Below are 24165 nucleotides of genomic sequence, written 5' to 3' on the forward strand. Positions count from 1 at the left end.
AATGGGCTGCGATGGACACCACCCGAGCCCAGGCACCGGCGCGCGAGCTCGCGCTCGACCTCTACCGATCCGCAGCGGTCATGATCGTCGTCATCGGGCACTGGCTGCTGTCGGTGATGACCTACCGCGACGGCGAGTTCGGCCGGGACAACCCGCTGGTCCTGATGCCGTGGACACAGTGGCTCACGTGGGGCTTCCAGGTGGTGCCGGTGTTCTTCGCGGTCGCCGGCTACGCGAGCGCGGTGTCATGGGCGCGCCGGGACACCGGGATGACGTCACGCCAGGAATGGGTGCGCCGCCGAGTCGCGCGCACGCTCGGGCCCACCGCGATCTACGCCGGCTTCGTCGTCGTGGTGATGGCGGCGCTGCTGGCCGCGGGCATCGACGGGTCGGTGCTCGCGCTCGGCGGCTGGGCGGTGGCCATGCATCTGTGGTTCCTGGCGGTGTACCTGATGGTGGTGGCCTTGACCCCGGTCGCGGTCGCCGCGCACCGCCGCTTCGGCCTCGCGGCCCCGGCCGTCCTGGCCGCGGGCGTGGTGATCGTCGACGTGATCGGGATCAGCACCGACCACCCACAGATCCGGACGCTGAACTACTTCTTCTGCTGGGCGGCGATCTACCAGCTCGGAATCGCTTGGCACGGCGCACTTCTGCGGCGCAGGGTACTGGTCGCGATGGCGGCTGCGGCCGCGGCCGCGCTGCCACTGCTGGTCACCTGGGGTCCGTATCAGATCGCGATGATCGGCGTGCCGGGCGTACGGGTGGAGAATTCCGCGCCGCCGTCGGTGGCGCTGCTGGCGCTGGCGACCGTGCAGATCGGGCTGCTGCTGGCCCTGGTGCCGGTGATGAACCGGGTGCTGACCCGCGGTGCGTGGCCACGCCTCATCGGGATCGCCAACGACAACGTGATGGCGCTGTACCTGTGGCACATGCTGCCGGTGATCGTGGTGACGCTGGTCGGCTACCCGACGGGACTGCTGCCGCAGCCGCCGATGGGCTCCGGTGCCTGGTGGCTGGCCCGGCTGGAGTGGGAGCTGGTGCTGGCGGTGGTGACCGCGGCGCTGCTGTGCCTGCTGTTCTGGCAGCGGCGGATCTTCGCGGCGCCGGTGCCCACCATCGCGCTCCCGCTGCCCCCGCGGGTCGGCGAAGCGCTGCTCTACGCCGGCACCGCGTCGTGCGCGCTGGCGCTGGCGCTGCTGTCGGCCGACGGGTTCGCGCCCGGCGGTGGGCTGCCGGTGGTCGCGATGGCGTTGTTCGTCGGCGGCACCCTGTGCGTCGCGGCGCGTCCCCGCGTCTCTCAGTACACGTCCCTTACGTAACGCTTCTCGGCGACCATCTCGCGTTTGTACTCGCGGGCAGCCTCACCTTTCATGCGGCCGTGGGTGCGGATGATCTCGGTCAGCGCGTCGTCGACGTCCCTCGCCATCCTCGTGGCGTCGCCGCAGACGTAGAAGTGTGCGCCGTCGTCGAGCCAGCGCCACAGCTCGGCGCCCTGGTCGAGCATCTTGTGCTGTACGTAGACCCGCTTGGCCTGGTCCCGCGAGAAAGCCAGCTCCAGCCTGGTGAGGAAGCCGTCGTCAGCCATGTCCTCCAGGTCTTCGCGGTAGTAGAAGTTCTGCGCGCGATGCTGGTCGCCGAAGAACAGCCAGTTGGGTCCGCGGTGGCCGAGGGCACGCCGCTCCTGCAGGAAGCCCCGGAACGGCGCGATGCCGGTGCCGGGGCCGACCATGATCATCGGAGTGTGTGGGTCCTGCGGCGGACGGAAGTGCGGGGAACGTTGCAGGAACACCGGCACGGGCGTGCCGTCCGGCAGGTCGGCCAGATAGGTCGAAGCGACGCCCCCACGCGGACCTCCGTCGGTCCCTCGGTACCGCACCACCGACACGGTCAGCTGCACCTCGTGCGGACTTACCAACGGGCTCGACGAGATCGAGTACTGACGCGGGGTCAGGCGCACCAGCACCTCCTGCCACAGCTGCGGGTCGGCGCGGACGGTGAATTCGCCGACCAGGTCGAGGCCGTTGCGGTTCACCAGCCACTTGTCGAGTTCCCCGCGGTCGTTTCGCAGCCGCTTGGCGGTCGCGGCGTCCGGACAGTGTTCGGCGACGAACCGCACCAAATCCGACGTCACCTTGCAGACGTCGTAGTGTGATGTGACCGCGTCACGCAGCGCCAGCTCGGCACCGTCGATGACGACCGCTTCCTCACCGGTGAAACCGGTTGCAGTAAGCCATGTTTCGACCACGAAGTCGGTATTCACCACGTGTACGCCCAACGAATCGCCGACCGAGTAGGTGACATCGTGCTCACTGATGTCGAAGCCGAACTGGCGCACCTCTTTGGCCGAGCCGACGGAGGTCAGCAGCGAGTTGCGGCACAGCGGAGCCCGGATCGGCTTCGCCCTGGTGAACAACGTTGAGGTTGCAGGCTTTTCAGAAGCCAGGCCGGGGGCCCCGACGAGCCCGGCGACCGCGTCGGTCCACTCGGTCAGTGGCTCATCGTCGTAGGCCTCGCATTCGGCGCGCTCGAGCATCCGGGTGGCGCCCAGGTCGGCCAATCGCGTGTCGAGGGATTTGGCGTGCCCGCAGAAGTTGCCGTAGGAGCGGTCGCCGATGCCCAGCACCGTATACCGCACGCCCTCCAGTGACGGAGCCTCAGGGGACGCGAGACGTTCCCAGAAGGCGGCGCCGTTGTCGGGCGGTCCCCCGTCGCCGAACGTGCTCGTGATGATGACGACCTCGCCGGCCCCGGGCAGTTCGGCCGGGTCCACGTCGTCCATGGCGCGTAGCGTGGCGCCCGGCAGTCGCTCACCCACCCGCCCGGCGAACTCCTCGGCGTTGCCGGTCTGCGACGCCCACAGCACCAGGGGCGCGTCCGCCGGCGCGCTCTCGGTGGTGATGTCCATCCGGGAGTACCGACCGGCCAGCACGCCGTCGACCCACAGCCGGACCCGCGGTCCCAGCGGAGCTTTCGCGGGCAGCACCGGCACGCCGGGCAGACCCTCCTCGATGCCGGCGAAAAAGCCGGAGAGGTAGAGCTTTTCGTCATCGGTGAGTTCGGGTGCACCGAAGGGAACCGCGACCAGCCGCACTGCGCACACCTTGAACTCGGGCTGCAGGGAGTCCGGATCGACGGCGTCGTTGGTCAGCGCGTTGATCGTCAGGTTCTCGCCGTGTTCGTCGTTCCAGTGGAACGGCACCCAGGTGCAGCCCGGCCGGACGCGTTCGGTGACGACGGCGGGCAGCACCGCCCGCCCACGCCTGCTCACCAGCTCGACGTCCCCGCCGTCGGAGATCGACAGCGCGGCGGCGTCGTCCGGGTGGACCTCGACGAACGGCCCGGGGTTGAGTTTGTTCAGTTTGGCCACTTTGCCGGTCTTGGTCATGGTGTGCCACTGATGCTGCAACCGGCCGGTGTTGAGGACCATCGGATAGTCGTCGTCGGGAAGTTCGGCGGGGTCCATGTGGGGCCGTGGATGGAACACCGCACGCCGCGACGGCGTCGGGAACGCCAGCCGGGGACGGTGACCGTCGGCTGCGACGAACAGCTCTTGCGAGATGCCGTCGTTGAGGTAGCGGATCGGGTTGCGGTCGGACACCTCGACCGAGGCGCACGGCCATTGCACCGGGGTGTCCCGCAGCCGCTCATAGGTGATGCCGCGCAGGTCGTATCCCGTCCGGGGATTGTGGAATCGGCGGATCTCGTCGAAGATCTGCTCGCTGGATTTGTAGTCGAACGCGTCACCGAACCCCAGTTGTTGGGCCACCCCGCAGATCAGTTCCCAGTCCGGGCGGGCGTCACCGGCCGGCGGGATCGACTGCGCCAGCAGCGTGAGGTTTCGGTCGGAGTTCACCATCACCGCGTCGGCCTCGGCCCACAGCGCGGCGGGCAGCACGATGTCGGCGTAGCGGTTGGTCGCGGTATCGGCGTAGACGTCCGAGACGATGACCAGTTCAGCGGACTTCAGACCCGCGATCACGTTATCCCGATTGGACACGCTCGCAACGGGATTGGTACAGATGACCCACACCGCCTTGATGTCCCCGGCGCCGATGCGGCGGAACATCTCGACAGTCCCCGGCCCGACGTCGGCCCGGATGGTGCCCGGCGCCAGATTCCACTGCTCTTCGACGAAGGCACGGTCCTCGGCCGACAGCACCGCCCGCTGACCCGGCAATCCAGGTCCCATGTAGCCCATTTCGCGACCGCCCATCGCGTTGGGCTGTCCGGTCAGCGACATCGGGCCGCTGCCGGGGCGGCAGATGGCGCCGGTGGCCAGGTGCAGATTGCAGATCGTGTTGGTGTTCCAGGTGCCGTGGGTGCTCTGGTTCAGGCCCATCGTCCAGCAGGACACCCAGTTTCCCGCCGCGGCGATCATATCCGCGGCGGCGTGGATGTCAGCCTCGGCCAGGCCGGTGATGGCGGCGACCCGGGCCGGCGGGTAGTCGGCCAGGAAGGCCGGCATCGCCTCCCAGCCCTGCGTGTGCTCGGCGATGAAGTCGTCGTCGATGGCTCCCTTTTCCACAAGCAGGTGCAAGATGCCGTTGAGCAGCGCCAGGTCGGTACCGGGCCGGATCTGCAGGAACAGGTCGGCGTTGTCGGCGGTGGAGGTCCGGCGCGGGTCGACGACGATCAGTTTGGCGCCCGCCTTGAGCCGGTCGGCCATCCGCAGGTACAGGATCGGATGGCAGTCGGCCATGTTGGATCCGATGACGAAAAACAAGTCGGTGCAGTCGAAGTCGGTGTACGAGCCGGGCGGGCCGTCCGCCCCGAGCGACTGTTTGAAGCCGGTGCCCGCGCTGGCCATGCACAGCCGGGAGTTGGACTCCAGGTGCACGGTGCGCAGAAAACCCTTGGCCAGTTTGGTCGCCAAATACTGCGCTTCCATCGACATCTGCCCCGACACGTACAGTGCGACGGCGTCGGGGCCGTGCTTGTCGACGATGGCGCGCAGCCGCGCCCCGGCCTCGGCCAGCGCGTCCTCGACGTCGACGGCGACGGGGTCGGCATCGCGCGACGGCCGCAGCAGGGCCGTCGTCAACCGCCCGTCGGTGGCGGCCATCAGCTCGGCGTGCGTGGCGCCCTTGGTGCACAGCCGGCCGAAGTTGGTGGGATGCAGCTTGTCGCCGGACAACCGGGCGATCACCGGGACGCCCGTAGCGGGGTCGGCGCGGGTCTGCACCGAGATGCCGCACCCCACCCCGCAGTAGGAACAGGCGGTTCGGATCATGCCTAGCCGACGGGTACCGGAGCGGAGTCGCGGCCGATGTGCTCACCGCTGTGGGTACGGTGCTCCTGCAGCCTCAGGAACACGAACCACGTCACGAACGCGCACACCACGTAGAAGGCGAGGAACACCCAGAACGCGTTGGTGGCCGACTTCGCGTCGCTGACGTAGGACGCGCGCAGCACGACGTTGATGAACACGCCTCCCAGCGCGCCCACCGCACCGGCGAACCCGATCAGCGCGCCCGACATCGCGCGCGACCAGGCGGCTTTCTCATCACGGCTCAGGTCGTCGCGGCCCTGGGCCTTGGCCTCGAAGATCGACGGGATCATCTTGTAGGTGGAGCCGTTGCCGAGACCCGACAACACGAACAGCAGGATGAATCCGGCGACGTAGCCGATCATCTGCGCGCCCGTCGGGGCGCCGGGCGCGGCGTCGTCCATCATCCCGGTGGTCACGAGGATGCCCGCGGAGAAGATCATTGCGACGAACACGTACAGCGTGATCTTCCCGCCGCCCACCCGGTCTGCGAGCCTGCCGCCGAACGGGCGTGAGATGGAGCCGAGCAGCGGACCGAGGAACGCGATCTGCGCGGCGTGCAGAGAAGCCTGCGCGGCGGTGTCACCGGAGGCCAGGTAATTGATCTGCAACACCTGCCCGAACGCGAACGAGAACCCGATGAACGAACCGAAGGTGCCGATGTAGAGGAAGCTCATGACCCACGAATGCTTGAACCGCATGGCCTCGACGAGCGCGCCGAGGTTGGATTTCTGGTTGCGCAAGTTGTCCATGTACACCGCCGCACCCACCGCGGCGATGCTGATCGCGACAAGGTAAATCGCACAGACGATTTCGGGCCGGGTGTTGCCGATGGTGGCGATGACGAGCAGGCCGATCAGCTGGATGACGGGAACACCGATGTTCCCTCCGCCCGCGTTGAGTCCCAGCGCCCAGCCCTTGAGCCGCTGCGGATAGAACGCGTTGATGTTGGTCATCGAGGACGCGAAGTTACCGCCGCCGAGTCCGGCGAACGCGGCGATCACCATGTAGGTGGTGTAGGACGCCGGGTTCTTCATGTAGTACAGCGTCAGCAGGGTCGGGATCAGCAGCAGCAGCGCACTGGCGATGGTCCAGTTCCTGCCGCCGAACTTCGCGGGCGCGATGGTGTACGGAATCCGCATGAATGCCCCGACCAGGGTGGGCACGGCGACGAGGTAGAACTTGCCCGCCGCGTCGATCCCGTACACGTCCTGCGGCATGAACAGCACCATCACCGACCAGATCGACCACACCGAGAAGCCGACGTGCTCGGCCACGATCGACCAGATCAGGTTCCGTTTCGCGATCGCCTTGCCACCGGACTCCCAGGCCTCGATGTCCTCAGGATCCCAGTGCTGGATGTCGCGCCTCCGGCGCGGGCGCTCGATGTCGCGCGTTCGTTTCGCCATGGACCCAGTGAAAGGCCAGGTCATTCCGCATCCGTTGCACCTCGATGACCGGGGTGAAAACTCGCCCTCACACCGCGGCAGCACTCACGGTGAGGGGTTCGGGTTGTGATCGCAGGGATTCACAGGTGACCCGTGGGAGAAACGATCCCGAAACACGGCGCTCTTAACTTTCAAGACATGACCGACGAGCGCTCGTGCGAGGAGCAGAGATGACCGACGGAAGCGCGCCACGATTCCTGCAAGGCGCATTCGGCTTCGACGGCAACGGCTACGACAAGCCGGTACCGCTCGACGACGCGCTGCGCTACGTGGTCCCGGCCGGGTCCACGACGCAGCCGGTCTACTTCCGCGGCGGAAACTCGACCAAGCAGATGGTCACCGTCGTGTTGTTTCGCGACGGAGTCCCGATGCGCTACTTCCCTATCGCGGCCAAGGGCGCCACTCATGTCGCGCTGCGCGTCGTGGAGGACCTGCTCGCCGACACCGTGCTGGAGCTGTACGTCGCCGCGCCAGAGGGGCTGAAAGGCACGGTCATCGTGGACCTGGGCCTGGTGGAGGTGTAGCGGTGGCGCAGCGTCTGGTGGTCGTCGGCAACGGCATGGCCGGCGTCCGCGCCCTGGAGGAAGTGCTGACACGCGGCGGCGGCGACACGTTCGCAATCACCGTGTTCGGTGACGAACCCTACGGCAACTACAACCGCATCCTGTTGTCGAATGTGCTTGCCGGAATGGACGATCCCGCGGAGATCTATCTCAACGCGCTGGACTGGTACACCGACCACGGCATCGACCTGCGTGCCGGTGTGCGCGTGGTGCGCCTGGACACGTTCGCCCATCTGGTGCACGCCGACGACGGCACCACCCTGCACTACGACAAGCTGATCCTGGCCACAGGCAGCCGTTCCTTCTTCCCGCCGATGGCCGGGCTGTGGGCCGACAACAAGACGCTGGCCGACGGGGTGTTCGGCTTCCGCACTCTCGACGACACCGCGGCCATGATCTCCGAGGCCGCCAACCGCACCAAAGCCGTGGTGATCGGCGGCGGGCTGCTGGGCCTGGAAGCCGCGCGCGGGTTGCAGAAGCGCGGGCTGACCGTCGACGTGGTGCACGCCGGACCCACCTTGATGAACGCCCAGCTCGACGACCCGGCCGGCGCGATCCTGCGAAAGTCGGTGGAGGATCTCGGAATCGGGGTGCACACCGACAAGCGCACCACCGAGGTGAGCATCGGTGAGGACGGCAGGCTGCGGGGTGTCCTGTTCTCTGACGGCACGCGACTGGACTGCGACATGTTGGTGATCGCGGCCGGCATCCGCCCCAATGTCGGGCTGGCACAGCGGGCCGGGCTGACCGTCGAGCGCGCCATCGTCACCGACGACCACATGCGCTCGATCGACGACGACGACGTCTACGTCGTCGGCGAGTGCGCCCAGCACCGCGGCCAGGTATACGGGCTCGTCGCGCCGCTGTGGGAGCAGGCCAAGGTGCTGGCCGACCATCTCACCGGGGCCAACCCCGCCTCGGCCTATCACGGGTCACGGGTGGCGACGAAACTCAAGGTAGCCGGTGTCGACGTCGCGTCGATGGGCGTGAAGGCGCCGGAACGCCCGGACGACGAGTTCGTGCAGTACGCCGAACCCCGGCACGGCGTCTACAAGACCGTCGTGATCCGTGACGGCAAGCTGGTGGGCGCCACCCTCGTCGGCGACGTGTCGAAGGTGTCGTTCCTGACGCAGGCGTTCGACAGCGGGCTGCCGCTGCCTGACGAGCGGGTGTCGTTGATGTTCGACATCGGCACGCCGGAGGTGGGTGTCGGGTTGGCCGAACTGGCCGACGACGCGCAGGTGTGCAACTGCAACGGCGTGTCCAAGGGCGCGTTGGTGTCCTGCGTTCGCGGCGGCGAGACGTCGGTGAGTGGCGTGATGGCCAAGACCAAGGCGGGCAAGGGTTGCGGCTCGTGCAAGGAGCTGGTCGGCCAGGTCGTGGAGTGGGCCGCCGGCGGTGCGGTCACCGAGGATCCGTCGGCGTCGTGGTACGTGCCCGGCATCCCGTACGACAAGCCGACACTGATGCGACACATCCGGGAGCTCGGATTGCATTCGGTGTCTTCGGTGTTCGCCGCCCTCGCGCCGGACGGCAAGGAGGACGCGGGATCGAAGATGGCGCTGGCGTCGCTGCTGGAAACGATGTGGGCCGACGAGTTCGTCGACGAACGCGACGCCCGCTACATCAACGACCGTGTGCACGCCAACATCCAGCGCGACGGCACGTTTTCGGTGGTGCCGCAGATGAAGGGTGGGGTGACCAGCGCCGCGCAACTGCGAAGGATCGCCGATGTCGCCGAGAAATACGAAATCCCGATGATCAAGTGCACCGGCGGCCAGCGCATCGACCTGCTGGGCGTACGCAAGGAGGACCTGCCGGCGGTCTGGGCGGACCTCGACATGCCGTCGGGGTATGCGTACGGCAAGAGCTTCCGGACCGTGAAAACCTGTGTGGGCAGCGACTTCTGTCGATACGGGGTCGGTGACTCGACGGCATTGGGCATCGCGATCGAGGAACGGTACAAAGGGCTGGCGAGTCCGGCGAAGATGAAGCTCGCTGTTACGGGGTGTCCGCGCAACTGCGCCGAGGCGTTGTGCAAGGACCTCGGTGTCGTGGCTGTCGACGGTGGGCGCTGGGAGATCTACGTCGGCGGCGCGGCAGGGGCGCACATCCGCAAGGGCGACCTGCTCGCGACCGTCGACGACCCGCAGACGGTGATCACGCTGACCGGCCGGTTCCTTCAGTACTACCGCGAAAGCGCGAACTGGCTTGAGCGCACCTACAAGTGGGTGCCCCGGGTGGGTATCGATCACATCCGCGCGGTGGTCGTCGACGATGCCGAGGGTCTGGCCGAGGGGCTCGACGCGCGGATGCAGAAGTCGGTGGACGCCTACCGTGATCCGTGGCAGGACGGCCGGGAGCCGGTGTCGGCCGGTCAGTTCCGGTCATCGCTGCCGTTACTGCCGCTCCCCCAGGTTCCGGTGCGATGAGCGTCGGGGCCGGCAGCGCCATCGGTCGCGTCGACGAGATCCCGGTCGGCGAAGGCCGCACGTACTCCATCGACGGGACCCAGATCGCAGTCTTCCACCTGCGGGACGGATCCTTGCGTGCCGTCGACGCGGTGTGCCCGCACCGGGGCGGGCCACTGGCCGACGGCTTGACCGATGACTGCGTGGTGGTGTGCCCTCTGCACGGCCACACCTTCGACATGGCTTCGGGTGCCGAGGTTTCCGGCACCGACTTGTCCGTGCGCAGCTATCCGGTCGAGGCCGTGGACGGCATGATCCAGCTGACCCTTCGCTGACGAGTTACGCAGGTCGGCCACCCGACGGCGGCTGAGCCAGGATCGCGCCCCCGAGCCAGCGTTTGAGGAAGCGGCGTAGCTCGTCGGTCGGACGCTGCGCGTGGTTGGGCGCGACGAAGAACGACAACATGATCCGCAGGGTGAACTCGACCAGGTCACTCAACGCCGCGTCGTCGTAACCGTAACGCGCCCAGTCGACGTCGAACCGGGTGATCATGCGCATGCCGAAATCCCGCGCAAGATCCGAGGCGACCTCGCTGGGCCGCGCGGCCGAGCTCGGCGCCGACAGCAGGATCGCCAGGTGCGGGATTGTGACCACGGCGTCGAGGGTGAACATGACGCCTTCGGTCATCGCGTCCGCGGGATCGTGTATTCCGCGCACGTGTGCGGTGAGCTGATCGAGGAACCCGTCGACGGAGGCGATCGCAGCCGCGCGCATGAGCTCGTCGGCGGTCGGGAAGTACCGGTACACCGTCTGCCGGATCACCCCGAGCGACTCGGCGACCTCGGCGATGGTGATGGCGGCGCCGGTCTCGGCGATCAGGTCGACGGCTGCGGCGACGATGCGCTGCGCGGCTTCGGAGTCGCTGGCGGGCGGATCACCGCCCCAACCTCGGCGTTTGCGTGCCATCGTGGCACCGACGCTAGCACAGGCGTTGACGCCGGACCGGCAATGCAGTAATCATACAAACAGCCTGACAAATGTATGATTACTCCAGAATTGCCGAGGACCGGGATGACCGACCTGATCGTGCGCAAGCTGCGCTTCGCCTTCGCCAACCATCACGTCCCGTTTCTGTGGAATGAGGCCAACCCGGCGTTCTCGTCGATGGCCAACGCCGTGTCGTTCCTGGCGGTCGGATTCGAGAAGATGATCGGCGCCATGATCCCGGAGGCGATGCCGCTCATCGGCGATCCGGCCGTCGCCGAGGAAGCCGACGCGTTCGTGCGCCAGGAGGGCCAGCACTCGATGGCCCACCGCCAACACGTCAAGGGATTGATCAAGGCCTATCCGGGGTTGAAAGGCACCCTCGACAAGGTGATCGACGCCTACGACGACCTGACGGCGAACACGCCGCTAAAGTACCGGCTGGCCTACACCGCCGACCTGGAGGCGACCTTCACCCCGGTCTTCAAGCTCATGCTCGACCACGACGACACGCTGTTCGCACCCGGCGACGACCGGGTCGCGTCGCTGTTCCTGTGGCACTTCGTCGAGGAGGTGGAACACCGCAGCTCGGCGCTGATCATCTACGACGCGGTCGTCGACGATCCGTGGTACCGGATGCGGGTGGCGCCGTCGATCTTCAAGCACGTGATGGGGATCATCCGGCTGGTCTCCGAAGAGTTCAACCAGCACGTGCCGCTGGCGGAGCGCACGGTCGACGCAATGTCGACGTTCCGTCTCCACCGGCGCAAGAAAGCGCTGCTGCAACGTCTTCCGTTCATCGACGCACCCTATGACGGCCCGTTCGCGAACGCGTTCAGCCATCTGCCGCTGCGTGAGCAACTCGTCGCGCTCAACGGTGTCATCCGCAGTCAGATCCCCGGCCACGATCCGGCCCACGAGAAGTTGCCCGAGCTCGCCCAGGAGTGGTTCGACCGCTACGACGCCGGCTACGACGTGACCCAGTGGTACACGGCCACCGAGCGCGAGACCGTCAAGGAGGCCGCCGATGTCTGACCTGTGCACCCCCACCTTCGCCGATCTGGCGGCCCGGCTGGGGTTCTCGTGCGACACCGCGGGCGGGCTCGTCGAACTCCGCAATCCGTTCGCGCTGGAAAACTGGACACTGCCGGTGCTCGAGGTGACGATCGTCGTCGGCGCGGTGCTGGCGCTGCTGTACGCGATTGCGCGACTGCGCAGGCACAACGACCCGACCAACCTGGTGCTGTGGTTCGGCGCGATCGCCTATCTGCTCATCATCGAGCCACCGCTGTACTTTCCCGGCGCGTTCGGCATCGCCGAGCACGTCGACACCATGTTCGCGCACAACGTGTTCACCGTTGAGTTCCTCTGGGGGCGGCTACCGCTCTACATCATCGCGATCTATCCGATGATGGCGACGGTGGCGTTCGAGATCGTGCGGACGCTCGGAGTGTTTCGCCGCTACGGGACGCTCGTCGGCGCTGTCTGCGTCGGCTTCGTCCACCACGCGTTCTACGAGATCTTCGACCACCTCGGTCCCCAGTTGCGCTGGTGGGAATGGACATTGGAGCATCCGTTGAACCAGCCGTTCTTCGAAGCGGTGCCGCTGCCGAGTGTGGTGGTGTTCGCGACGCTGTGGCCGATGTCGCTGGCGCTGTGCGTGCAGTTCTTCGTCGGCCGACATGTGGACCAGGGGCGGCGGTTGCGGCCCTCACAGATCGTCCTGCGCACGATCGTGGTCGGCATCCTCGCCTCCGTCGGCACCGTCATCCTGCCCCTGCCCGCCACGCTGGCGGCCGCGATCTCGGGCAGCACCACCGTGGGCGGGGTGGTCTACGCCCTGGAACTGGTCGTCATCAGCGTCGTCGCGATCCCGGTGCTGTTGGTTCAGTGGTGCCGGCGCGGCGACACTGCAGCGGTGCGCGCGGATGCTCCTCACCTGATGTTCGGTTACGCCGCAGCATATCTGGTGGTGATGGCCGCGCTGTGGGCTGCAGCGCTGCCTGCCTACCTGTCGGCCGGTGCCGGGGTTACCGCAGCCGGCGACCCGACCGGGAGCCTCTGGTACACGGTGCTGTGCTTCGTGATCGCCGGGCTGAGCCTTGCGGCGGCGTGGAGTGCGACTCGGCGCGGCACGTCGGTGAACCAGTCGACGACTGTGCCGGCGAACAGCGCCGGGTCCTGACCGTGATCACACCTCGTCGGGCTTGACCGCCAGCACCGGCTTCGGGCACTCGAGGATCACCTTCTGCGCGACGCTGCCGAGCAGCAGCTTCCCGACCGGGTTGCGGTTACGGATGCCTACTACCAGCAGCTGTGCGTCGTCACGTTCCACCGCGGTCAGCAACTCCTCGGCCGCGTCCACCCCGACCGGCTGGCGCAGCTCGTAACGCACTCCGCACTCGGCGAGCCGGGTTTGGACGTCCTGCACCTCGGATCGGTCGGCGAATCGCGCGTCGACGTAGGACTCCCCCGAGGTGGCGTTGATGACGACCACGCTGGTGTCACGAAGCCTGGCCTCGGCGATGCCGTGTTCCAGTGCCGCGTGACCGAACGGGTCGGCTGTGTATCCCACGATGACCGTCATTGCTGGGCCGCCTTCTCCCTCTGATCCCTGTCGTCTTCGACCACCAGCAGCGTCTCCTCGCTGCGATGCATGAGCCGCAGCACCAGGGGAGCGGCGAGTAGCAGGATCATCAGCACGTAGGTGATGATCGCGACGGGCTCGGTGAACAGGCTGCCCCAATCGCCGCCGCCGAGCTGCAGACTCTGGCGCAGCTGACGCTCGATGCGCGGACCGAGGATGACACCGATGATCAACGGCAACACCGGCAGTCCGAAGCGGCGCATCATCAGGCCCATCAATCCGAAGATCAGTAACAGGGCCAGATCCAGTGGTTGCAGATTCACTGCGAACGCGCCCAGTGTGGCGAAGAACAGGATGCCTGCATACAGGTATGGCCGCGGCGTGCGGAGCAGCTTGGCCCACAGGGGCGCCAGCGGCAGGTTGAGCACGAGCAGCAGGAAGTTGCCGATGAACAGGCTCGCGATCAACGTCCAGATCAGCAGTGGTTCCTTGTCGAACAGCGTGGGACCCGGCTGGATGCCGTACGAGACGAACGCGGTCAGGATCACCGCGGCGGTGGCGTTGGTCGGCAGACCCAGAGACAGCATCGGCACCAGAGTCCCTGCGGCCGAGGCATTGTTCGCCGCCTCCGGTCCCGCCACCCCCTCGATGGAACCCTTGCCGAACTCCTCGGGGTGCTTGGACAAACTCTTCTCGGTGATGTAGCTGAGGAACGTCGGCAGTTCGGCGCCGCCGGCGGGCAGCGCACCGAACGGGAACCCGAACGCGGTGCCGCGCAACCACGGCTTCCACGACCGGCCCCAGTCCTGCTTGCTCATCCACGGGCGGCCGACCGGAATGACGTCGGCGGGCCGGCGCCGTAGATGTGCTGCAACCCAGAGCGCTTCGCCGACGGCGAAGACGGCGACGGCGATGACGACGATGTCGATGCCGTCGCTCAGAAGCGGGATTCCGAAGGTGGCACGGGGCTGGCCCCAGCGAGTCGATGCCGACGATGCCGATGCCCAGACCGAGCAGCAGCGAGATCAGGGCGCGCATCTTCGACGAGCCGAGGACCGCGGTGACCGCGACGAGGGCGAACAGCATGATGGCCAGGTAGGACGGCGCGCCGAGGGTGACCGCGAACCGCGAGATCACCGGCGCGAATGCCGCGAGCAGCGCGGTGCCGATGGCGCCGGCCACGAAGGATCCGATCGCCGCCGTGGCGAGCGCCTGCGCGGCCCGGCCGGCTTTGGCCATCTTGTTGCCCTCGATCGCGGTGATGACCGACGACGATTCGCCCGGGGTGTTCAACAGGATCGACGTCGTCGACCCGCCGTACATCCCGCCGTAGAAGATGCCGGCGAACATGATGAACGCCGAGCTGGGGCTGACGTTGTACGTGATCGGCAACAGGAGCGCGACCGTCATCGCCGGCCCGATGCCGGGCAGCACGCCCACAGCGGTGCCCAGCAGGACGCCGATCACGGCGTACAGCAGGTTCATCGGGGTGGCGGCTTCGGCGAACCCCTGCATGAGCCAGTCGAAATTCTCCATTACAGAATCCCATCCAGAATGCCTGCGGGCAGCGGGATGCCGAGCCCGGAGTAGAACGCGTAGAAGCTGCCGACGGCCAACACGGCGCCGATGACGACGTTGCGTAGGTAGTGCCTGCTCCCGAGCACGGTCGCGCAGCCGGCGAAGAAGAGTGCACCGGCGATCGCCCAACCCAGCGGCACGACGAGCACGATCAGCATGACGAACAGGCCGACGAGCAGGCCGACGGTGCGCCAGTCGCTGGGCATGTCGGGGTCGATGTCCTCCCCCGCTTCGGCCTCGCCTGTCAACCCGCGCGGGATGGCGATCGCGAGCACGACCGCCATCACCAGCAGACCGACGCCGATGACGATCGGAAACAGGCGTGGGCCAACAGGATCGACCTCGGCGTAACCGCCGGGGATGGACAGCGCGTCGTAGATCAGGAACGCGCCGACCGCGACCATCACCGCGCAGACGACATATTGGGCGTAGTCGGGGCGGCGCGACGTCGCGGTCTCGGTTTCGATTTCGGTGCTCATACCAGCCCCAGGTCTGTCAGGGTCGTCTCGACACGTTGGTCCTGTTCGCTCAGAAATGCCTCGAACGGCTCCCCGGTCATGAACGCATCACTCCACCCGTTCGTCACCAGCGCCTCCTTCGACGCATCCGTGGCGTGCAACTCCTCGAGGATTCTGACCATCGCAGCCCGGTCCTCGTCTGAAATCCCCGGCGGGGCAATCACTCCGCGCCAGTTCGTGAACATGAGGTCGATGCCGGCCTCGGTCGGCGTGGGCGCGTCGACACCCTCGACACGCTCGTCGCCGGAAACGGCGAGCACCCGCACCTGGCCGGACTCGATCTGGTCGACGTACTCCCCGAGCCCCGAGGTGCCCGCAGCGATCTTGTTGCCCAGCAATGCGGTGAGCAGATCACCGCCGCCGTCGTAGGACACGAAGTTGACCTTCGTCGGGTCCACCCCGACCGCCCTGGCGGTCTCCATGGGGAACAGGTGGTCGGGACCGCCCGGGCTGGACCCACCGCCGACGGTCACCTTCGCGGGGTCGGCCTTCCACGCGGAGACGAAGTCCTGCACCGTCCGGAACGGCGAATCGGCCGGGACCAGGATCCCCTCCTGTTCCTCGACCATCTTGGCCAGCGCCGTCGCGTCCGACGCCCGCGCCGCCGAACCATTGGTGAACGTGGCCCCGACGACGCCCAGGCCCATCATCATCATCAGGTCGCCGTTGCCGCGTTCGTTCATCAATCGGGCCATGGCCACCGTGCCGCCGGCGCCGATGACGTTGAACACCTCGACGCGGCCCGTGATCTCCTCGTCCTCCATGATCTTGACCGCGGTGCGGGCGGTGAGGTCATAGCCGCCGCCCGGACTGTTGGGCACCATCATTCGCAGACGGTGCAGACTGGTCTGCTCGCCGCGGGTGACCCCGCAGCCGGACAGCAGCAGCGCGGTGATCACGGCGACGACCACGCCGACGATCGCGCCGCGCCGGCTGGATGCGAACATGTCGTCCCCCATCGCTTGGTTGTGGTGCTCGGCAATACTGGACCCCGGACGTGACCCACGTCACCGATATGAACGCAAAGGAAGTAGTGGTCATTAAGAACATGCCGTCAGCGGTCGCCGGCCTGGTGCGGGACGTAGCCTCGCCGGGCAGTTCCTGGTGTTCCAGCTGATGGTGGTGGCCGTGGTGCTCGTCGCCGTCGCCGCGGTGTCGGTCGCGCAATCCGAGCGCGAATTCCGTGATGTGCGCGGGCAACGGATGATCGCCGTCGCCGAGAACATGGCGTCGACGCCGATCGTGCGAGAGCGCAGCGAACAACACCCGGACGACCCGTTCGCCGCCCGCACCCTGGCCCCGGAGGTGGACCGGGCGGTCGCGCTGTCCGGCGCCACGCTCGCCGAGATCCTCGGACCCGACGGCACCGTGCGGGCATCCTCGGATCCGTCGCGGATCGGCGCGCGGGTCGATCTGGGCCCCAGCCGCGCCGACGAGGGGCGAGCCTGGTTCGGCGATGCCGACGTCGACGGCACGCACAGCCTGGTCGGCCAGGTGCCTGTGCTGTCCACCGACGGCGACGTGCTGGCCATCGCGTCGGTGAGCCAACGGTATCCGTCGACATGGGCACTGCTCAGCGGCGCCGGGGAGCGCCTGCTGGTCTATCTCGGGCTGGGGGCGGCGCTGGGGTTGGTGGCGTCCTGGCTGCTGTCGCGGCGGATCAAGCGGCACACGCGCGGGCTGGAGGTGGCCGAGATCGCAAACCTGGCTGACCACCGGGAAGCGCTGCTGCACAGCATCCGGGAGGGCGTCATCGCGGTGAACAACGACGGCGAGATCACGCTGCTCAACGACGGCGCTCGGGATCTGCTCGACGTACCCCAACACGCGGTCGAGCAACGGGTGGACACCGTCGGGATCGACCCGGCGGTGGTGGCCTTCCTGGTCTCCGCGGACACCGAGCAGGACACGGTCATCGCGACCAGAACGCGGGTGCTGGCGTTGAGCCGTCGGCCGGCGACCAGTCAGGGCCGGCGGATCGGCACGGTGATCACCATGCGGGACAGCACCGAACTCGCCGCACTGCAGGGACAGCTGTCGTCGCACAAAAGCGTCACCGACACCCTGCGCGCCCAGACCCACGAATTCGCCAACCAGTTGCACACGATCTCCGGACTGGTGCAACTCGGCGAGTACGACGCGGTCCGTGACCTGGTGGGCACGTTGACGCGACGGCGCGCCGAGATCAGTGACGCCGTCACGCAACGGATCTCCGATCCGGCGGTGGCGGCGCTGCTGATCGCCAAGACATCGCTGGCCGCCGAGAGCGGGGTGTCGTTGCGGCTGGACCCGGACTCGCACCTGCAGGCGCTCGACCCGGCGCTGGCGACCGACGTGATCACGTTGCTGGGCAACCTGATCGACAACGCCGTCGATGTGTCGGTGGGCGCACCGGAGGCCACCGTGACCGTGTGCATCGACGATCGCGACGGGCTCGTGGTCTCGGTGCTCGACTCCGGACCCGGTGTGCCCGAGCATCTTCGCGAAGCCATCTTCGCCCGCGGGGTCACCTCCAAACCCGAGGTCCCCGGCGGCCGGGGCATCGGCCTGGCACTGGTGCGGCTGGTGGCCGCGCAGCACGGCGGCACGATCGAGGTCGGCGACGCCCCGGCCGGCGGGGCCCGCTTCCTGGTACGGCTGAAGGCGGTGGCGCCCCATGCGTGATGTGCTGGTCGTCGATGACGATTTCATGGTGGCCGAGATTCACCGCCGCTTCGTGGACCGGGTGGACGGGTTCCGCGCCGTGGGTGTCGCCCGCACCGGAGCAGAGGCGTTGACCGCGACGCGGGAGCTGCGTCCGCAGCTGATCCTGCTCGACGTGTACCTGCCGGACATGACGGGACTGAAAGTGCTGCAGCGCTTGCGTTCCGAGGGAGATCGCGTCGACGTCATCATGATCACCGCGGCGCGGGAGCTCGACACCGTGCGCGGTGCGCTCGACGGCGGCGCGACCGATTACCTGATCAAACCGTTCGAGTTCCCGCAACTGGAGACCAAGCTGCGGGCCTATGCCGCACGCGCCGACGCACTGCAGTCGGCGAGCGGGGCCGACCAGACGCTCATCGATGCGCTGTTCGGCGGCCCGGCTGTCGCGGCGGCCAAGGCTCTCCCGAAGGGTCTGGGCGCAGAGACCGGCGAGATGGTGCTGACCGCCGTACGCGACGCCGGTGAGGTGTCGGCGGCCGAATGCGCCGACCTGGTGGGGATCTCGCGGGTCAGCGCGCGCCGTTACCTGGAGCATTACCTCGGCACCGGAGTGCTGGAACTGCGACTGCAGTACGGGGTGGGTCGGCCGGAGCGCCGGTACCGCATCGCCGGCTAGACGATCACCCGGTCGACGCTGGTGCCGGTCCCGGTTGAAGTAGGCCCGTTGACGACGAAGTTGGTGGCCGTCGCCGAGGCACCACCCGGGGACGCCTGGAAGCCGAAGCTGACCGTCTGGTTCGCCGCCACCGTGGGGTTCCAGGAGGCGTTGCGCACCACGTAGTGGTTGCCGACCCTGCTGACGATCTCGGCGTTCCAGATGTTGCTGATCTGCGCCGGGGTGTCGAATTCGACTGTCCAGCCGTCCAGTCCGGCCGACCCGGCCGTCACGGTGACGGTCGCGGTGAAGCCCGAACCCCAGTTTTCGTTGACCATCAGAGCCGCCGACGAGTTGCCCGGTGTCGGGGTGGTGGCCACATCGTCGTTGGTGACGGTGCCGACCGCGGAACCGTCGGCGATGGTCACCCCGTCCGGGTTCGACAGGGTCAGCGTGAACGTCTCGTTCTGCTCGACGACCGTGTCGCCCAGGATCGGGACCGTGATCTGCGCGGTGGTCGCACCGGCGGCGAACGTCAGTACACCTGAGATCGCAGTGAAGTCGCTTCCGGCGGTCGCGGAACCGTTCGACGTCGCATAGGCGATGCTCACCGGCGACGCCGACGCCTTGTCCAGGGTCACCACAAACACCATGTTCTTTGTGCCGCTGTTGGATTCGGTGATACTGGCATCGGCGATCGAAACCCTCGGCAACACCACCGGGGCCGGGCCCTGACCGTCGGCGGGCATCCCGTTGACCACGAAGTTGGTGGCCGTCGCCGTGGCACCGCCCGGGGATGCCTGGAAGCCGAACTCGACGGTCTGTCCGGCGGCGACCTTGGGGTTCCAGGAGGCGTTGCGCACCACGTAGTGATTGCCCACCTGGCTGACGATCTCGGCGTTCCAGATGTTGCTGATCTGCGCCGGTGAATCGAATTCCACCGTCCAACCGTTGAACCCGGATGTTCCGGCGGTCACGCTGACGGACGCGACGAAGCCCGAGCCCCAGTTGTCGTTGACGACGTACGTCACCGAAGAATTGCCCGGGGTCGGGGTGGTACCGCCGTCGTCGTCGGTGATGGTGCCGGTGGCGGTGCCGTCGGCGATGGTCGCCCCGGTCGGGCTCGACAGTGTCACGGTGAACGTCTCGCTCGGTTCGGCTACGGTGTCACCCACGATGTCGACGTGCACGGTGCGCGACGTGACGCCCGGGGCGAACTCGATGACGCCCGAGGCCGCGGTGTAGTCCACGCCGGCGGTCGCGGTGCCGTTGGCGGTGGTGTAGCGCACCGTGACCGCGTTGGTGGACGCCCTGTCCAAGGTCACGACGAACATGAAATGGGCGTGATCTCCGTTGCCTTCTGCCACCGCGAGATCGGCGATGGAGATCGCCGGCGGGGGTCCGGACACCGGATTCACCGTGCCGTAGTCGTTGAACACGTTGCTGAAGCTGCCCTCGGGGGCGTTGGTCCCGGAGGTGTTGGTGGTGGCCTGGCCGAGGTTGCCCGGTTTGTCGCGGTTCACCGACCACATCGACAGCATTCCGAGATTCTTTGCGCGGGCGAAGTCTTCGAGTGCCTGCGCATCGGCGACGGTGAACACCTCGGTCGTGACGTCGTTGACGCCGATCATCGGCGTCACGCCGAGCTGGTTCCAGCCGAAGCTCTGCCCGTGCTGGGTGTAGAGCGCCGAGAGCTGGGCGTGGGTCGACTCTGCCGCCTGGATCGCGTAGGCGCCCATGGTCTTTGCGTTCGGCCCGCTGGTAGGCGCGGCCGACTCACCGTAGTCCATCGCCATGACGTTGACGCCGTCGAGCTTGACACCGGCGGTCAGCGCGGCGCGCACCACGTTGAGGCCGTCGGCGGTCAACCCGGTGGGCAACACCGGCAGGGTGTACCAGATCTCGAGGTCGGGCTTTCGCTGTTGCAGCAGTTTGAGCGCCTGGGCGTTCAGCGCGATCGACGCCTGGTCGGCCACCGCGGCGCCTTCGATGTCGAAGTCGATGCGGTTGAGGTGGTAGGTGTCGACGATGCCGCCGTACGCGGTCGCCAGTGCCTGAGCGCTGAGCCCACGGGTGGCGTACCACTGCGCCAGGCTGGTTCCCGACGCCCCACCCAGGGAGATCATCACATCGCCGCCGGCGGCCTGCAGCGCCGCGATCGACTGGTTGATCGCCTTCGCTTGCTCGAAGTCGGAATCCGGGGTGAGAGCCGACAACCCGGCCCACGCCAGCTTGCCGTCCGGCGTCGCCTGCAGGAAACCGAGGGTGATCAGCGACGTTCCGTAGTTCCGGGCGATGGCCAGCAGATCCGGCACCGGCCACGCACCCATGTCGACGTAGGGTGCGAAATACGCCTCACCCCAGAGGGCGTCGCCGGGGTTACCGGAGTTGACGCCGCCGGCGCCGGGTGTCACGGTGTCGTCGTCGAGGATCGTCCCGGTCGCCGAACCGTCGCCGATGGTGGCGGCCGTCGGGTTCGACAGCGTGACGAAGAAGGTCTCGTTGCCCTCGACGGCGCTGTCCCCCACCACGTCGACGTGCACCAGTTGCGACGTCACCCCGGGCGCGAAGGTGATGGTGCCCGAGGTCGCGCTGTAGTCGAGGCCGGCGATCGCGGTGCCGTTGGAGGTGGCATAGCGGACGGTCACTGTCTCCGTCGACGCCTTGTTCAGGGTCGCGACGAACATGAAATGGCTGTGCTCGCCGTTGCCTTCGGTGACGGACAGGTCGGCGATGGACACGGTCGGCGGTGTGGCCGGCGCCTGATCGACGTCGTCGTTGCCGATGGTGCCGACACCGCTGCCGTCGGCGATGGTCGCGTTGCGCGGGGAGGACAACGTCAGCATGAACTGTTCGTCGAGTTCGACGAGGGCGTCGCCGTTGACCGTGACGGTGACGGCCTTGATCGTCTCTCCGGGAGCGAACGTCAGCGTGCCGACCGCCGGGGCGTAGTCGCCACCCGCCGCGGTGGCGGTGCCGTTGCTCGTGCTGTAACTGACCGTGACCGTCTCGGTGGACGCCTTCGACAGCGTGACGGTGAAGTTCATCGTCGACGTCCCGGAGTTGCCCTCGGAGACGCTGCCGTCGCTGACCGACAGGCTCGGCCACGAAACAGGCTGCCCCGCACTGTAGATGAGGTTGCTCCACCTGGTCCTCGCACCGTCGTCGAGTGCGACGATGTTGCTCGTCTGCAGCTCGCCGATGGCCACACCGGTGAGGGTGTAGGACTGGTTGTTTCCGGTGATCGCAATGCGGGTGGAGCCGGCGACCTCGGTGACGTCGAACTCGTGGGCCTTGAACCAGCCGAAGTCGAGCTTGTCCTCGGACGGGTCGAAGTCGAGCGTGGTGTGACTTCCGTACTGCCAGGAAATCGTTGTGGTGGTCCCGGTTTCGCCGGCGGGCGGCCGGCCGTTGCCCGTGGTGGTCGGCCAGTTGTCGGTACCCGCCATCGGAACACCCTGCGGCCGAATCTGCGACTCGGGCACCGTTCCGATACCCAGCTGCTGGTTGAGCCGGTCCTCGCGCACCTGAGCGTTGTGGAAGATGAAATTGCTCGCGGTGAGCCGGCTCTTCTTGACACCTTGCAGAATCAGCGCCTGGCCGGTGCCGGCATTGGAGATCACGACGCCTTCGGGGGTGTCGGACATGTACAGCTGTTCACGAGTGCCGAAGTAGCGGAAATCGACGACGTCGGTGGCCGCGTTGAAAGCCACCCTGTCGATCTGTCCGACCTCATGCGATCGCGCATAGACGGTGTTGGGCTGCGGAGTGACACCGTTCTCCCAGGCGAGTGCGCCGGAAAGGTCCTGTCGGAGATGGTCGTTGATGACCGGTGTGAAGCTGTCGACGGTGAGCTGGCCCAGCGACACCCCCTTGACGACGGCGGTCTCGCCGGACCAGGGGTTGCGAAAGCCGACCCCCTCGGGGGTGTCGACGACGATGAAGTTGTGCACCGACACCTTCCCGAGATCCAATTTGTCTCTGGCAGGATCGAATCCGACGATGTCGGGCCCGGACGTGGTGACGTGGTGGATCGTGCCGGACGTGGCGCCACCCGCGGCCGCCACGGCGCTGGTGCCGCGCTCGGAGGTCGTCCGGGTGAGCACGCCGGTCCCGTCGACGGTGATCGCCACCGGGACCCGAGCCCTGGTGGGGTTCACCGAGATCAGGTGAAAGCCGGTGTCACGCACCTGGATGACGAAGTTGTCGGTACCCTCGGCGACCGCGAGCACGGGATCGACGGTGTAGGTGAAATTGCCCGAGCTGTCGACGGTGACGGTGCCCCTGGTGGGTGCCTGCACCACGGTGTAGACCAGCCGGTCTCCCTCCGGGTCTGACGCGGTCACGGAACCGGTGACCACACCAGGCTGCGATTGCGTGGACCAGGCCAACGCGGCCGTCGGACCGTTGTTGGCGAACAGTCGGTCCATCTCGCGGCGGATGGCACCGAGGACCACGGTGACGAACTCGAAGGTCGGCAGCGGGGTGCCGCTGTTGGTCGCCGACGCGCCGATGCCCAGCAGCCCGAGAAACTTGGACAGCATCGTGGTCAATCCGGAGGACGTGGTCGCGGTCCGCGACGACGTGTTCTCTACAGCAGAGGGTCGGACGAGCGCCGTGACGGCGGTGGGAGCCTCGGCGGTAGCGGCCGGCGGGACCGTCTCGGCCTGCTCGTCGACCTCGGCCTTCGGGTCGACGTCATCACGCTGGTCGGTCTCGGTGACATCGTCGACGAGGTTGTCGCGGGCGGCCGGCGCTTCGGTGGTGCCGCGTGCGTCCGTCTCCTCCTGGTGGGCGGAGTCGACCGGTTCTCTGTCGCTGTCGGTCACATCGCCGCGTGAGGATGCAGCGTTCTCGTCCCCGGCTTCCGGCGTGGGCGCACCGTCGGACTCCTCACCGAGGTCCCTGTCCGAGACGAGATCGTCGGATTCTGCATCCGGTGAATCCGAAGCGTCGAGCGGGTCGTCGATGTTCGACCCGCCCGGCTGTGTGGAGGAATCGGCGACGTCGGCCTGGCCCGGCTTCGAGGAGCTGGCCGCACTGCCTGTGCCGCCGACGTTGGTGCTCGATTCTCCGGCGGTGCCGTCCTCACCGGAATCGGCGGCGGCGACCGCCGGTCCCGCCAGCCCGATTCCGAGGGCCACAGCTAATGCACCTACACGGCCGACAAATCTCCCGTAGCCCATCAGCAACCCTCTCAGTCGAATGCGGGACCTCCCACAGACACAGCTGTGGCAAAACTCATCGCCATCCCCGAACGAGATATTGACGACTTCGAAAGGCATAGAACACCACTGTTCATGAATCGTCAAGCAATGCTGCCGGCCTCTGAAGAGATAGCTGATCATTGGACAGTTTTCTAGACAAGCAAACTTATTATCCAGCGCGCATGCGGAATATCGGCGTGTAAAGCAGCTTTACAAGGAGCCTTCTCTCGGGCAGCGAACTTCATTGCCGGCAATCACCGGTATCAAGGGCTTCGCTTCGGCGCGTGGACAGTGCCGGCTCG

At 67.2% G+C, this 24165-nt stretch carries 15 protein-coding genes and 1 pseudogene; 8 read left to right on the forward strand and 8 right to left on the reverse strand.

Going from position 1 to position 24165, the window contains the following annotated elements; genetic code table 11:
• Positions 1 to 11: 11 nt before the first annotated feature.
• Entirely contained in the window at positions 12 to 1319 is a 1308-nt protein-coding gene (locus KXD97_RS25730) for an acyltransferase (RefSeq protein ID WP_260753431.1), read from the forward strand.
• Here KXD97_RS25730 and KXD97_RS25735 read toward each other — a convergent pair.
• Together KXD97_RS25735 and KXD97_RS25740 are read right to left on the reverse strand one after the other, a co-directional pair.
• Positions 1298 to 5230, reverse strand: a complete 3933-nt coding sequence (locus KXD97_RS25735) for a bifunctional nitrate reductase/sulfite reductase flavoprotein subunit alpha (RefSeq protein WP_260753434.1) — start codon at positions 5228 to 5230, stop codon at positions 1298 to 1300. The genes KXD97_RS25730 and KXD97_RS25735 overlap by 22 nt on opposite strands.
• Before the next feature lie 2 nt (positions 5231 to 5232).
• Positions 5233 to 6675 (reverse strand): NarK/NasA family nitrate transporter, encoded by a 1443-nt coding sequence (locus tag KXD97_RS25740; protein WP_260753435.1) that lies wholly within the window; start codon positions 6673 to 6675, stop codon positions 5233 to 5235.
• A gap of 209 nt (positions 6676 to 6884) precedes the next feature.
• On the opposite strand from KXD97_RS25740, the gene KXD97_RS25745 reads away from it, so the two are divergent.
• Genes KXD97_RS25745 through KXD97_RS25755 form a run of 3 tightly spaced genes read left to right on the forward strand, consistent with a single transcriptional unit; the run spans position 6885 to position 10023 of the window.
• The gene (locus KXD97_RS25745) at positions 6885 to 7238 is read left to right on the forward strand and encodes a molybdopterin oxidoreductase (protein WP_260753437.1); all 354 of its coding nucleotides are present in this window, start codon (positions 6885 to 6887) and stop codon (positions 7236 to 7238) included.
• Between the two features lie 2 nt (positions 7239 to 7240).
• Entirely contained in the window at positions 7241 to 9709 is a 2469-nt protein-coding gene (gene nirB / locus KXD97_RS25750; protein WP_260753439.1) for a nitrite reductase large subunit NirB, read from the forward strand.
• Positions 9706 to 10023 carry a Rieske 2Fe-2S domain-containing protein gene (locus tag KXD97_RS25755; protein WP_260753441.1) on the forward strand — a complete coding sequence of 106 codons (318 nt, stop codon included), beginning with the start codon at positions 9706 to 9708 and terminating at the stop codon, positions 10021 to 10023. The genes nirB and KXD97_RS25755 overlap by 4 nt, the downstream gene beginning before the upstream one ends.
• Positions 10024 to 10027: 4 nt before the next feature.
• Here the strand turns inward: KXD97_RS25755 and KXD97_RS25760 are convergent, their stop codons facing one another.
• Positions 10028 to 10654 (reverse strand): TetR/AcrR family transcriptional regulator, encoded by a 627-nt coding sequence (locus tag KXD97_RS25760; protein ID WP_260753443.1) that lies wholly within the window; start codon positions 10652 to 10654, stop codon positions 10028 to 10030.
• 105 nt (positions 10655 to 10759) lie between these two features.
• On the opposite strand from KXD97_RS25760, the gene KXD97_RS25765 reads away from it, so the two are divergent.
• Entirely contained in the window at positions 10760 to 11707 is a 948-nt protein-coding gene (locus KXD97_RS25765; protein WP_260753444.1) for a metal-dependent hydrolase, read from the forward strand.
• Positions 11700 to 12857 (forward strand): hypothetical protein, encoded by a 1158-nt coding sequence (locus KXD97_RS25770; protein WP_260753445.1) that lies wholly within the window; start codon positions 11700 to 11702, stop codon positions 12855 to 12857. Before KXD97_RS25765 ends, KXD97_RS25770 begins: the two co-directional genes overlap by 8 nt.
• A gap of 6 nt (positions 12858 to 12863) precedes the next feature.
• Here the strand turns inward: KXD97_RS25770 and KXD97_RS25775 are convergent, their stop codons facing one another.
• From KXD97_RS25775 to KXD97_RS25790, 4 genes and pseudogenes are all read right to left on the reverse strand, one after another.
• On the reverse strand, positions 12864 to 13259 hold the full coding sequence (locus tag KXD97_RS25775; RefSeq protein ID WP_260753446.1) for a universal stress protein: 396 nt from the start codon (positions 13257 to 13259) through the stop codon (positions 12864 to 12866).
• Positions 13256 to 14795 (reverse strand): annotated as a pseudogene (locus KXD97_RS25780) (tripartite tricarboxylate transporter permease). The gene KXD97_RS25775 and the pseudogene KXD97_RS25780 overlap by 4 nt, the downstream one beginning before the upstream one ends.
• Complete coding sequence (locus KXD97_RS25785; RefSeq protein ID WP_260753449.1) at positions 14795 to 15316, reverse strand: tripartite tricarboxylate transporter TctB family protein; 522 nt, start codon at positions 15314 to 15316, stop codon at positions 14795 to 14797. The pseudogene KXD97_RS25780 and the gene KXD97_RS25785 overlap by 1 nt, the downstream one beginning before the upstream one ends.
• On the reverse strand, positions 15313 to 16302 hold the full coding sequence (locus tag KXD97_RS25790; RefSeq protein ID WP_260758153.1) for a tripartite tricarboxylate transporter substrate binding protein: 990 nt from the start codon (positions 16300 to 16302) through the stop codon (positions 15313 to 15315). Before KXD97_RS25790 ends, KXD97_RS25785 begins: the two co-directional genes overlap by 4 nt.
• Positions 16303 to 16471: 169 nt before the next feature.
• Here KXD97_RS25790 and KXD97_RS25795 point away from each other — a divergent pair, with 169 nt between their 5' ends.
• Positions 16472 to 18019 (forward strand): ATP-binding protein, encoded by a 1548-nt coding sequence (locus KXD97_RS25795; protein WP_260758154.1) that lies wholly within the window; start codon positions 16472 to 16474, stop codon positions 18017 to 18019.
• Positions 18012 to 18677 (forward strand): response regulator, encoded by a 666-nt coding sequence (locus tag KXD97_RS25800; RefSeq protein WP_260753450.1) that lies wholly within the window; start codon positions 18012 to 18014, stop codon positions 18675 to 18677. The genes KXD97_RS25795 and KXD97_RS25800 overlap by 8 nt, the downstream gene beginning before the upstream one ends.
• Here KXD97_RS25800 and KXD97_RS25805 read toward each other — a convergent pair.
• Complete coding sequence (locus KXD97_RS25805) at positions 18674 to 23800, reverse strand: Calx-beta domain-containing protein (RefSeq protein ID WP_260753451.1); 5127 nt, start codon at positions 23798 to 23800, stop codon at positions 18674 to 18676. The genes KXD97_RS25800 and KXD97_RS25805 overlap by 4 nt on opposite strands.
• Between the last annotated feature and the right edge of the window lie 365 nt (positions 23801 to 24165).

This window comes from Mycobacterium sp. SMC-8 (genome assembly GCF_025263565.1).
Lineage (GTDB): Bacteria > Actinomycetota > Actinomycetes > Mycobacteriales > Mycobacteriaceae > Mycobacterium.